Annotated in this window: 10 protein-coding genes; 4 read left to right on the top strand and 6 right to left on the bottom strand. The window is 67.1% G+C overall.

Annotation, left to right across the window (positions count from 1 at the left end; genetic code table 11):
* Nucleotides 1–2: 2 nt before the first annotated feature.
* Both F615_RS0106735 and F615_RS17890 read left to right on the top strand, forming a co-directional pair.
* Nucleotides 3–959, top strand: coding sequence for an alpha-E domain-containing protein (locus F615_RS0106735; protein ID WP_019560411.1), 957 nt, complete (start codon nucleotides 3–5; stop codon nucleotides 957–959).
* Nucleotides 960–1,128: 169 nt separating this feature from the next.
* Nucleotides 1,129–1,341 (top strand): hypothetical protein, encoded by a 213-nt coding sequence (locus F615_RS17890; RefSeq protein WP_019560410.1) that lies wholly within the window; start codon nucleotides 1,129–1,131, stop codon nucleotides 1,339–1,341.
* Here the strand turns inward: F615_RS17890 and mltB are convergent.
* The 4 genes from mltB to F615_RS0106710 are packed head-to-tail and all read right to left on the bottom strand — an operon-like array spanning nucleotide 1,319 to nucleotide 6,447.
* Nucleotides 1,319–2,446 (bottom strand): lytic murein transglycosylase B, encoded by a 1,128-nt coding sequence (mltB, locus tag F615_RS0106725; protein ID WP_051090199.1) that lies wholly within the window; start codon nucleotides 2,444–2,446, stop codon nucleotides 1,319–1,321. The genes F615_RS17890 and mltB overlap by 23 nt on opposite strands.
* Entirely contained in the window at nucleotides 2,439–4,514 is a 2,076-nt protein-coding gene (locus F615_RS0106720; RefSeq protein ID WP_019560408.1) for a transglutaminase TgpA family protein, read from the bottom strand. Before F615_RS0106720 ends, mltB begins: the two co-directional genes overlap by 8 nt.
* Nucleotides 4,515–4,522: 8 nt before the next feature.
* Nucleotides 4,523–5,503: a DUF58 domain-containing protein gene (locus F615_RS0106715; protein WP_019560407.1), complete on the bottom strand. Its 981-nt coding sequence runs from the start codon at nucleotides 5,501–5,503 to the stop codon at nucleotides 4,523–4,525.
* 5 nt (nucleotides 5,504–5,508) lie between these two features.
* Entirely contained in the window at nucleotides 5,509–6,447 is a 939-nt protein-coding gene (locus tag F615_RS0106710) for an AAA family ATPase (protein ID WP_019560406.1), read from the bottom strand.
* A gap of 50 nt (nucleotides 6,448–6,497) precedes the next feature.
* Between F615_RS0106710 and F615_RS0106705 the strand changes: the two genes are divergently transcribed.
* The gene (locus tag F615_RS0106705) at nucleotides 6,498–7,433 is read left to right on the top strand and encodes a histone deacetylase family protein (RefSeq protein WP_019560405.1); all 936 of its coding nucleotides are present in this window, start codon (nucleotides 6,498–6,500) and stop codon (nucleotides 7,431–7,433) included.
* 62 nt (nucleotides 7,434–7,495) lie between these two features.
* Nucleotides 7,496–8,797: a mechanosensitive ion channel family protein gene (locus F615_RS0106700; protein WP_019560404.1), complete on the top strand. Its 1,302-nt coding sequence runs from the start codon at nucleotides 7,496–7,498 to the stop codon at nucleotides 8,795–8,797.
* A gap of 7 nt (nucleotides 8,798–8,804) precedes the next feature.
* Here F615_RS0106700 and F615_RS0106695 read toward each other — a convergent pair whose 3' ends face one another.
* Nucleotides 8,805–10,292: a potassium/proton antiporter gene (locus F615_RS0106695; protein WP_019560403.1), complete on the bottom strand. Its 1,488-nt coding sequence runs from the start codon at nucleotides 10,290–10,292 to the stop codon at nucleotides 8,805–8,807.
* Nucleotides 10,293–10,442: 150 nt separating this feature from the next.
* Complete coding sequence (locus F615_RS0106690) at nucleotides 10,443–11,969, bottom strand: fumarate hydratase (protein ID WP_019560402.1); 1,527 nt, start codon at nucleotides 11,967–11,969, stop codon at nucleotides 10,443–10,445.
* Nucleotides 11,970–12,105 lie beyond the last annotated feature (136 nt).

Here is a 12,105-nt window from a genome sequence, read left to right as displayed (position 1 = left end):
ACATGCTGTCGCGCACGGCAGACCACCTTTTTTGGATGGCACGCTACATGGAGCGCGCGGAAAACACCGCGCGCATGCTCGACGTGAACTACCAGACGCTGTTGATGCCTCGCGGCGCAGCGTCGGCCGAGCAGCTGTGGCGAGGCTTGCTGGGCATTTGCGAGCTGGCCGGTGACTACAGCGAGCGTTATGGCGCGATCCACTCCCGCCAGGTGATGCACTACATGGTGTGCGACGAGCGCAATCCTTCGAGCATCCTGTCGTGCCTGCGCGCGGCCCGCGAGAATGCCCGCGCGGTGCGCGGGGCACTCACCACCGAAGTCTGGGAAACACAGAACCAGACCTGGCTGGAGTTTCGGCGGCTGATCGCCGAAGGGCATTTCGAACGTGAGCCGGGCGAAGTGTTCGAATGGGTGAAGTTCCGCTCCCACCTGTCGCGCGGCGTGACCCTGGGCACGATGTTGCAGGACGAGGCCTTCCATTTCTTGCGCTTGGGCACCTTCCTGGAACGTGCGGACAACACGGCGCGGCTGCTGGACGTGAAGTTCCAAGGCATGGAGGGCGACTACTTCGGCACGTTCGCGGCGCGGGAGCAGGAATATGACTTCTACCACTGGTCGGCCATCCTGCGGTCGGTGTCGGGCTTCGAGGTCTACCGCAAGGTCTATCGCGACGTGATCCGGCCCGAGAAGGTGGCCGAGCTGCTGATCCTGCGCCCGGACATGCCGCGTTCACTGGCGGCCTGCGTGGCCGAGGTGGTGTCCAACCTCGCGCACGTGGCCAACGATCAGTCCGCGGAAACCCGAAGGCGGGCCGGACGGCTGCATGCCGATCTGCAGTACGCCCGCATCGACGAGATCCTGTCCACCGGGCTGCATGCCTACTTGACGCAGTTTCTCGATCGCATCGGCGATCTGGGCCGTGGCATCAGTCGCGACTTTTTGGTGCCCACGGCCTGAGTCGCCGCTTGGCTTGGCACGGCAGCCAGTCCAACGGGGCGGGCCGCGGGCCGTGAGATCTGGCACGGGCGGCAAGGGCTGGGACAGCGTCCCACGTGAATGCGGGGTATGCCGTGCGCCCCCACAGGCGCATCATGGGTGACATCGTTCAGCCGCCCCGAGGTGTCCCATGTTTACCTTCACGAGCAAGTCCGGCAAGGCGGCTGCCCGGGCCTCGCAGGCACTTCGGGCGTCGTTGGAACAGGGCATCGTTCGGCCGACCGAGTCGGCCGCCGAGAAGGCTTGGTGGATGGATTCGGCACACGAGCTCGAGCAGGGCTTGGAGGTGACCGAAATCACCGAGCCGCCCGACGAGCTGTTCAGTGCGTCCGGCCCGCGCTGAGCGGGGCGGTGGCGGCCTGCGACTGCACCGCCTGCGCCACGGCGGCACCGAGTTCGATGACGGCCATGGCGTAGTAGCTCGACCAGTTGTAGCGCGTGAGGGTGTAGAAGTTCGAGGTGCCGGCCACATAGCTGGGTGCTTGCTTGCCGTTTTGCAGTTCCACCAAGGCCAGCAGGCCGGTGTGTTCGGTGGCCGCTTCGGGCAGCCAGGCTTGGCGGTCGAGGAATTCTTGCACCGTGAAGCTGGGGACGATGTCCGGGGCCAACAGCTCGGCCCGCCGAGTCGCGTCCTCGGGAGGGCGCACTTCGAAATGGGTGGGCAACCCGCGGGTCCAGCCGAACTCGGCCAGGTAGTGAGCGATGCTGCCGATCACGTCCGGGACGTTGTTGTGCAGGTCCACCCGACCGTCGCCATCGAAATCCACGGCATAGCGGTTCCAGCTGCTGGGCATGAACTGCGGCAGGCCCAGTGCCCCTGCGTAGGAGCCCCGCAGCGAGGCCGGATCCAGGCCCTCGCTGGCGGCCAGCACGAAGAGCTGGCCCAGCTCTTCCCGGAAGAACGCACTGCGGTCGCGTCGGCCGGAGGGAAAGTCCAGGCTGAGGGTGGCCAGGGCGTCCAGCACCCGAAAGCCGCCCATGTGGCGTCCGTAGAAGGTTTCCACGCCGATGATGCCCACGACGATTTCCGCCGGCACCCCGTACAGCTGCTCGGCCTTGCGCAGCCAAGCCGCATGCTCGCGCCAGAATTGGGCGCCCAGGCGCACCCGCCGCGGCTCGATGAAGCGGGCGCGGTAGGCCGCCCAATCCTTGGCCGTGCCGGCCGGCGCGGGCATGACCAAGCGCTGCACGGCCGGCAGCACGCGCGCCTGGGCCAAATGGCCGCGCACCCATGCGGCGTCCAGCCCATGGCGTTGGGCAATCTCGTCGGCCAGCGCCATGGCCTCGGCGCGGCCTGCATAGGTGAGCTCGGTGTTGTCGGCCACCGGCCGTTTGGAAGGGGCGCGGGCCGCAGCAGGGGCAGTCCACACCACCAGGCTGGCCAAGACGAGGCTCGACAGCGTCAAGGCCAGGGACGAGCGTGGGGGGCGCAACAGGGTGTCAGGCATCGGGCAGGTGTCGGACATGCTGGCGCAAACGGCGCAACAGGGTCCGTGAAGGATTGCGTCTCAGTGTAGTGGCAGCGCGCAGGGCTGGCCAAGCCCCCGGGGCGTAACGCAGGGCCTCCATCTCCAGCAAAACGCCTTCGACCGCACGCGCTGCGGGGCCCCAGCGCTGGCGGGCCTGCCGGGCGAGTTCGCGCGGTGTGCTGGCATCGCTGCTGGCCAGTCCGCGCCGCCCGAGCACGGCGCGCATGCGCCGCCATGTGGCCAGCCAAGGGTCGACTTGGCGTCCGTTCCACCAGGCCCAGGCGACCACGGCTGCACTGGCGGCCACCATCAACCCCAGTAGCACCAGCACCAAGTCCTGCCAGCCGGGCGAACGCACGCCCAAATGGCGCAACAGCTCGAGCTGACGGCTGCGCGAGTGGTTCAGCACCCATTGGTTCCAAGCGGTGTTCAGGGCTTGCCACTGGTGGCGCCATTGCGTCAGCAGGCCTGGGGTGACGGTGTCCAGGGCGGTGGCCAGCAGCCCGGGGGGCGGGCGCAGCGCGGCATGCCGCATGATGCGCTCCGGCGCGACGGCCGCCGTGGGGTCCAGGCGCACCCAGCCTCGTTCCGGCTGCCAATATTCCACCCAGGCATGGGCGAAGCTGTTGCGCACCAGGTAGTAGCCATCCACCGGATTGCGCTCGGCCCCCTGGTAGCCGGTCACGATGCGGGCCGGCACGTCCATGGCGCGCAGCACCACGGTGACGGCCGCGGCGAAATGCTCGCAGAAGCCTTCGCGGCGATCGAGCCAGAACTCATCGATCGCGTGACGGCCCTGTGCGTCGCCGTAGACCCCAGGGCTCAGGGTGTAGGTGTAGCCTGCGCGGCGGATGTGATCGAGCAGGGCTTGGGCCAGGGTGTCGGCGCTGGCTTGGGCCCAGCGCGGATCGCGGCGCATCTGGGCCGCCCAGGCCAGGGTGCGCGGGTTGTAGCCCGCGGGCAGCTCCACATAGTGCCGCAAGCCGGCCACCGGCTCCGCAGGGCCGTGCTCGAAGCGTGTATAGGCGGTGGAGCGCAGGCGCAACCGCTCATCCAGCGGACGGTCCGTGGCCCATTGCAGGTCGGCGCGCTGACGCAGCGGCCACGCCTCGGGCAAGCCGGTGGGCACTGCGGGCGTGAGTTCCAGCAGAGGCAGCACGGCCACCTTGGTGGGCTCCAGCGTGATCTCGTAGTCGACCCCGCTGGCCAGATCCGGGCGGGTGTGCGGGCGCAGCAGGCCCGGCAAAGCGATGCTGGGTGACAGCGGGCGCCACTGCCGACCGTCGAACTCGCTGAGCACCGGCCCACGGAAGTACAGCTGCTCGGCCGGCGGCGGCGCACCGAAGAAGCGCAAGCTCATCGCCACGCTATCGTCCAGGGCCAGCTCGGCCACACTGCCCAGGCTCAGGCGGTTGGACAAGCCGGTGCGGGCATCCAGGCCGTCACCGGGCACGCCCCACAGCGGGGCGATACGGGGGAACAGCAAAAAGAGCGCCACCATGATCGGTGCTCCCAGCCCGCACAGGCCAGCGGCCAAGCCTGCCGCTTGGCGCAGGCTGGGCTGGCCCACCGGCATGTGGGCCAACACCAAGGCGGTCAGCAAGCCCCAAACCGCCACCACCATCGCGATGGCCACCGGCAGGGCCTGTGAGTACAGAAAATGGGTCAGCACCAGGAAGAAGCCCAGGAAGAAGATCACGAACGCATCGCGTCGGGCGCGCAGCTCCAAGGTCTTCAAGGTCACCAACACCACCAGCAGGGTCACGCCGGCCTCCTTGCCCAGCAGGGTTCGGTGGGTCCAGGCGGTGGCAGCCAAGGTCAATAGCAGCAGTCCTCCCAACACCCAGCGCCCCGGCAATGCGCGGCCGAGCACGGCCAAGCGGGCGCGCCAGGCCAGCATGACCGCGGCCAGACCCGTGCACCACAGCGGCAGGTGAGCTGCGTGAGGCGCCACCACCCAGGCGATCACGGCCAGCAAGAACAAGGTGTCGCGGACCTCGCGCGGCATGGCGCGCAGACGCGACCCGAAGGCGGCAGGGCGAGACATCGAACGGGTCATGACCACAAGGCCAGGGCTTGCAGGCAGGCACGCTGGTGTGCCAAGCCGCGGTCAGGGGGCAGTTCCAGGCCCGGCAGTCGCAGGCCGTACCGCAGGCCGCGTTGTTCGGCGGCCAAGACCCAGGCGCACAGGCGGGACAGGCGCTGCTCGGTGTCTGCTGCGCCGGCGGCCTGCCAGTCCAGCCAGAGTTCGTGCTGGGCATGGCTCGTGCTTTCTCGGCTGACGAGCTGGTCGGTCTTGGCGACCTTCTTCCACACCACTCGCCGGGGCGAGTCTCCCCGTCGGTAGGCGCGCACGCCGTCGGGTTCCAGGCCGCGTGGGTCGGCCCGCAGGCTTGGACCTTCGCCCTCAGCTTCGGCCGGTGGCAGCGCGGTTGCGCTCGGGTCGGGGCGGGGATAGACCAGCACGCGGGCCGCCGGGCGCCAGGGGGCCCAGGCCTTGAAAATGCCCAGCGGAAAGCGCGTCTCGATGCGCAGCGGTGGCAGGTCCAACCAGCCGCGCCGTGGGGCCGGCACGCCCAGATGCACCCGGGCCATGCCGGCAGGCGGGACGTCCGTCCAAGCCCAGTGGGGACGGTGGCGTTCGGGCCGCGCCACCCTCAGCCCAATGCCATGACGAGCGCGAGGCTGGCTGTGCTGCAGCGTGATCTCGAGGTGGGCGTCTTCGCCAGCGAAGCATGGCGGGCCCGGACGCAGTGACAGATGCAGGCCGCGCAGGGTGCCATGGGTCAGAGGCATGCTCACGGCCGCAGCCCCGGCCAGCAGAAAGGTCAGCAGGTAGCCCAGATTGAGCTGGTAGTTGATCGAGGCCAGCAGCAGCACCAGCAAGGTCAGGGCGAACAATGCGCCGGGTCGAGTCGGCAGGATGTAGACATTGCGGTGGGTGAGCTGCAGGGTGTCACTGCGCGGATGACGCAAGGCCCACCAGCGCTGCCATCGCTCGCGCCAGATCCGGCGGGGCAGGGACAGGGCGCTCATTCGCGTCAGGGCAGGGGCACGGCCTCGAGCAGGGCGCGCACCTGCTCCACACGCCCGCGCCCGCTGCCAGGCACGGGCTGAAGCCGGTGCGCGATGGTCTGTGGCAAGATGGCTTGGATGTCGTCGGGGGCCACATAGTCGCGCTGCGCCAGCAAGGCCCGCGCCCGCGCGGCGCGCAGCACGGCCAAGCCCGCGCGCGGGCTCAGACCCTCGACGAACCAGCGGCCGTCGCGCGTGGCGGCCAGCAGATCTTGCAGATAGTCCAGCAGCGCAGGGGCCGCATGCACGGCGCCGACGGCTTGCTGGGCGGCCAACAGCTCGGCCGGACTCATCACCGGCTGCAGCCGAGCCACCGCCTCGCGACGATCCTGCCCGGCCAACAGCTGCCGCTCGGCCGCCCGGTCCGGGTAGCCCAGGGTGATGCACATCATGAAGCGGTCGAGTTGGGACTCCGGCAGGGCGTAGGTTCCGAGCTGGTCATTCGGATTTTGCGTGGCGATGACGAAAAACGGCGAGGGCAGAGGGCGGGTCTCGCCTTCCACACTGACCTGGTGCTCCTCCATCGCTTCGAGCAGCGCGCTTTGTGTTTTAGGCCCGGCCCGGTTGATTTCGTCGGCCAGCAACACTTGGGCAAATACGGGGCCGGGGTGGAACACGAAGGCTTCTTTGCCGCGATCGTAGATGCTCACCCCCACCAGGTCGGTGGGCATCAGGTCGGCCGTGAACTGCACCCGGGCAAAGCGCAGCCCCAGAGACACGGCCAAGGCATGGGCCAGCGTGGTCTTGCCCACGCCCGGCACGTCTTCGATCAGCAGGTGACCGCCGGCCAACAAGCAGGCCAGGGCGTCTTCCACCTGGGTCGGCTTACCGACGATGATCGTGTTAATCTGATCACGCAGCCGCTGGAGTTGGCTGTGCAAGTGGGGAAAGGCCGGCGCATTCATGGCGCGGACCTTACCCGAAAACAGAAAGACCCCAAGGGGACAAGTTCACGATGGCCACCGGCTATTTCAGTCATCCCGACTGCAGGCGCCATGACATGGGGCCCGGTCATCCCGAGTGTCCAGAGCGCCTGGCGGCCATCGAAGACCACCTGATCGCCACGGGCTTGGACGTGGCCCTGGACCGGCGGGAAGCGCCACTGGTGGATTTGCGCGACGTCCAGCGGGCTCATCACGCGGGCTATGTCGCGCATCTGAAGGACGTCATGGAACAAGTGGCGGCCTCGGGCGAGCGCCGGGCCATCGACTTGGACACGGTGGTGGGGCCGCACACCTGGCAGGCTGCTCTGCGTGCTGCCGGGGCGGCGGTGGCCGCCACCGACGCCGTGCTCGATGGTGAGCTGGACAATGCGTTCTGCGCCGTGCGTCCGCCGGGCCACCATGCCACACGCGCCCAGGCGATGGGATTTTGTTTTTTCAACAACATCGCGGTGGCCGCCCGCCATGCGTTGGATGTGCGCGGCTTGCAGCGCGTGGCGGTGGTGGACTTCGACGTGCACCATGGCAACGGTACCGAAGACATCTTCGCCGGCGACGACCGCGCGTTGATGGTGAGCTTCTTTCAGCACCCGCTGTACCCCTACAGCGGAGACCAGCCCGCGGCGGACAACATGTGCAACGTGCCGGTGCCTGCCTACACCAAAGGCATGGACGTGCGCGAGCTGATCGAGATGATCTGGATTCCGCGTCTGGAGCGCTTCCGACCGCAGATGATCTTCATCTCCGCCGGCTTCGATGCCCACCGCGACGACGACCTGGGACAGCTTGGCTTGGTCGAAGCCGACTACGAATGGATCACTCGGCGGGTGATGGACGTGGCTGAGCGCTACGCCAAAGGGCGGGTGGTGTCCAGCCTGGAGGGGGGCTATCACCTCGGCGCGCTGGCACGCAGCGTCGCAGCCCATCTGCGCGTGCTGGCCGGCGTGTGAGCGGCAGCCTCTGGGCGCGGGCGCTATGCTTTGCGCCGCAACCACTCACGACATCCTGACTCATGGCGTTTTCTCCTGCTGCGGCTCCGAAGGATTTGCAAGATTTGCTGGAGGCCATCGTCCAGCCCTCTGCATTGATCGAAATCGGCGTCATTGCGGTCTGCCTTGCATTGGCTTGGCTGCTGGTGCGTTTGCTGCGAGGCCCGCGCATCCCGGAGTCGTCCATCTGGTTTGGCCGACGCATCGTCGATGGCGTGCTCTTTCCGGTGGCCGCCTTGGCCTTGGTGTACCTGGCGCGCGTGATCGTGGACGGCCGGGTGCCGATTGCCGTGTTCCGCGTGGCCGTGCCGGTGCTCATGTCGTTGGTGATCATCCGCATGAGCGTGCGGGTGTTGTCAGCGGCGTTTCCGGCTTCGGCCTTGATGCGGGCGGCCGAGCGCACGATTTCATGGCTCGCCTGGCTGGCCGTGGTGTTGTGGATCACAGGCGCTTTGCCGGTGTTGTTGGACGAGCTCGACGGCATCCGTTGGACCTTGGGCAGCACGACCCTGTCGCTGCGACAGGTGCTCGAAGGAACCTTGTCCGCCGGCTTCGTGATGATGGTGGCCCTGTGGATCTCGGCGGCGATCGAATCGAAATTGCTCAAGGGGGCCGTGGGCGAGCGCCTGTCGCTGCGCAAAGCCGCATCCAATGCGGTGCGCGCGCTGCTGCTGTTCGTCGGCTTGCTGGTGGCATTGTCCTCGGTGGGCATCGACCTGACGGCGCTGTCGGTGTTGGGCGGGGCACTGGGCGTGGGCATCGGCTTTGGCCTGCAGAAGTTGGCGGCCAACTATGTCAGCGGTTTCGTGATCCTGGCCGAACGGTCTTTGCGCATCGGCGACTATGTGCGCGTAGACAACTTCGAGGGCTATGTCACCGACATCACCACGCGCTACACGGTGATTCGCGCACCCAATGGTCGGGAGTCCATCGTGCCCAACGAAACGCTCATCACCACGCGGGTCGAAAACCTCTCGCTGGCCGACCGTAACGTGCTGCTGTCCACCGTGGTGCAGGTGGCTTATGGCACGGATGTCCAAACCCTGCGGGAGCACATCGTCGAGCGGGTCAAACAGGTGCCCCGGGTGCTGTCGGAGCCGGGCCCGTCGGCGCACTTGACCGCTTTCGCCAGCGACGGGTTGGAGCTGACGGTCTACTTCTGGATCGCCGATCCGGAGAACGGTCAGGCCAATGTGCGCTCCAGTGTCAATCTCGCCATCCTGGCGCTGTTCCAAGAACGCGGGGTGGAGATTCCCTTCCCCCAACGGGTGGTGCATTGGCGCGCACCGGCGCCGGCCGAGGGCGCAGCCGACCCCGCGCGCTGAACCGTGCTCACGGCGCGTCGCCCTCGGCCGTGCGCAGCGGAATCGACAGCCCCAGGCGACGGATGCGAGGGCCGTCCATCTCGCGCACGCTCAGGATGGCCTCGCCCAGCGTGACCCGATCGCCCACGACAGCGGGGCGACCCAGATGCTGGGCGACCCATTCGGCCAGCGGGAGGTGGGCATCGGGCACGGCTGGCAGCCCGTAGAACTCGCACAACAAGCCGATGGGTTGGTGACCGTCGAGCACGAAGTCGCCAAAGACGGCGCGGCTGAGTTCTTCATCATCCCGTTCGGGCAGGGCCACACCGAAGCGCCGGCCGGCCCACCCGATGGTCGTGCCTTGCAAGACCAAGGACACCAGCACGACCACGAAGGCCACCTCGAACAGCAGCATCGCATCGCCCACTCCGGCCATCAGCGGGAAGATGGCCAGCACGATCGGCACCGCCCCGCGCAAGCCCACCCAAGAGATGAACCACACCTCGCGGGCGGCAAAGCGAAAAGGCGCCAGACACATCCAGACGGCCAAGGGGCGTGCCAGAAACATCAAGACGGCCGAGACTCCCAAGGCCGCCAAGCCACTGTCCAGCAGCCGTGAGGGCGTCACCAGCAGGCCGAGCAACAAGAACATCACCGCCTGCGACAACCACGCGTAGCCGTCCATCGCGGAAAAGGCCGCCCGCACCCGTCGGCCACCGCGGTTGCCCAGGACCATGCCGAACAGATAAATCGCCAGAAAGCCCGAGCCCCCGCTCCAACCGGTGAGCGAGAACACCAGCAAACCCGAGGCCACCAGCAGCAAACCCATGATGCCGCCGCCGGCTTGCTGACGAGGCAGGCGGTGCACGACTTCGCTCATCAGAAAGCCCGCGCCCACGCCGACGAGCGTGCCCAGTCCGAACTGTTGCAGAAAAGACCACAGCATCATGGCCATGCCCGTGTCGGCCGTGGGTGCGGCGGTGATGAGTGCGATGAAGGCCATCGTCAAGAAGACGGCCATCGGGTCGTTCATGCCCGATTCGATCTCCAGCGTGGCGGCCACGCGTTCATTGAGCTGCACCCCCGAGCTCTTGAGCAGGGCAAACACCGCAGCCGCATCGGTGGAGCCGACGATCGCCCCCAGCAACAAGCCGTGCTGCCACGGCAAGCCCAGCAGCAGCATGGCGCCCACCCCCGTGAGCACCGCGGTGATCAAGACCCCGACGGTCGCCAGCAGCAGCGATGGTTTGAGCCCGGTTCGGAAGGTCGACAACGCGGTGCGCAACCCGCCGTCGAGCAGGATGACGGCCAGCGCCACGTTGCCCACCCAGAAGCTGAGCGTGAAGTCCGAGAACTTCAATCCTCCCGGTCCGTCCTCTCCGGCCAGGCCGCCGGCGATCAGAAAGATCAGCAAAAAGGAAAAACCCGCCCGGGCCGACAACATGCCGGCCAACACGCTGCCCAGCAGCAAGGCGGAGGCAATGAGGAGGGGGACATTGATGAAATTGAAATCCATGCACGGACCTGCGGACAGGCTCCAGCGTAACAGCAAGTCCACGCGGCCGATGGGCCGCGTGCATGAAGGGCTGCGGCATGCAAGGTCATGGTTGCCGCCCCGCGGGTGATGCGCGTGCCGCCGCCGCTCAGGCGGGGGCGGTGGCTGGCCTCAGACGGCTGCCACCGGGATCTTGCCGATGCGGGCTTGCCATTCTCGCGGGCCGGTGATGTGGGCGCTGGTGCCGCCGGCATCCACGGCCACCGTCACGGGCATGTCCACCACGTCGAACTCGTAGATGGCCTCCATGCCCAGGTCTTCGAAGGCCACGACCCTGGCGGCCTTGATCGCCTTGCTGACCAGATAGGCCGCCCCGCCCACGGCCATCAGGTAAGCACTCTTGTGCTTCTTGATGGCCTCGATGGCTGCAGGGCCGCGTTCGGCCTTGCCGATCATGGCGATCAGCCCGGTTTGGCTGAGCATCATCTCGGTGAACTTGTCCATGCGCGTGGCCGTGGTCGGGCCTGCCGGGCCCACCACCTCGTCGCGCACCGGATCGACCGGGCCCACGTAATAGATCACCCGGTTGGTGAAATCCACCGGAAGCTTCTCGCCGCGTGAGAGCATGTCTTGGATACGCTTGTGGGCCGCATCGCGGCCGGTGAGCATCCGGCCAGACAGCAATAGCGTTTGCCCGGGCTTCCAGCTAGCGACTTCCTCACGCGTGAGCGTGTTCAAGTCCACCCGGCGGCTCTTGTTGTAATCCGGGGCCCAGTGCACATCGGGCCACAGATCCAGACTCGGCGGATCGAGGTAGACCGGCCCGGAGCCATCGAGCACGAAATGCGCATGCCGCGTGGCGGCACAGTTGGGAATCATCGCCACCGGCTTGGACGCCGCATGCGTCGGGTACATCTTGATCTTGACGTCCAGCACCGTGGTCAGTCCGCCCAAGCCCTGTGCGCCGATGCCCAGCGCATTGACCTTTTCGTACAGCTCCAGGCGCAGCTCCTCGAGCTTGTTGCGCGGGCCGCGCTGCTGGAGCTCGTACATGTCGATGTCTTCCATCAGGGCTTCCTTGGCCAGCAACATGGCTTTTTCAGCCGTGCCGCCAATGCCGATGCCCAGCATGCCCGGCGGGCACCAGCCCGCGCCCATGGTGGGCACGGTCTTGAGCACCCAGTCCACCAACGAGTCGCTGGGGTTCATCATCACGAACTTGGTCTTGTTCTCCGAGCCGCCGCCCTTGGCCGCCACGGTCACGTCCACGGTGTGGCCGGGCACCAGCTCCATGTGGATGACTGCCGGCGTATTGTCCTTGGTGTTCTTGCGCTCGAATTGCGGATCGTCCAGCACCGAGGCGCGCAGCTTGTTGTCTGGATGCAGGTAGCCGCGGCGTACACCTTCGTTGATCGCGTCGGCGATGGAGCCGGGGAAATTGGCGAACCGCACATCCATGCCGATCTTGAGGAACACGTTGACGATGCCGGTGTCTTGACAGATCGGGCGGCGTCCCTCGGCACTCATGCGCGAGTTGGTGAGGATTTGCGCAATTGCATCCTTGGCCGCCGGTGACTCTTCGCGTTCATAGGCGCGGGCCAAATGCGCAATGTAGTCGGCCGGATGGTAGTAGCTGATGTACTGCAAGGCAGAAGCCACGCTTTCGACGAGATCGTCGTACTGGATCGTGGTGGTCATGGGGCTGGCTGGAGGAGTGTGTGAGTGGGGCAAACCGGCGAAAGCCCGGGCAGCCCATGATTTTAGCTGGCCGAAGGGGCAAGCACCCGTTGGCCTGAGCGATCGGGACCATGCTTGCACGAGGTGGACCGGCTGC

Origin of the sequence: Caldimonas manganoxidans ATCC BAA-369 (genome assembly GCF_000381125.1) — a bacterium.
Lineage (GTDB): Bacteria > Pseudomonadota > Gammaproteobacteria > Burkholderiales > Burkholderiaceae_C > Caldimonas > Caldimonas manganoxidans.
The sequence above is the reverse complement of the archived record's forward strand: the minus strand, read 5'-3'. Positions and strand labels throughout refer to the sequence as shown.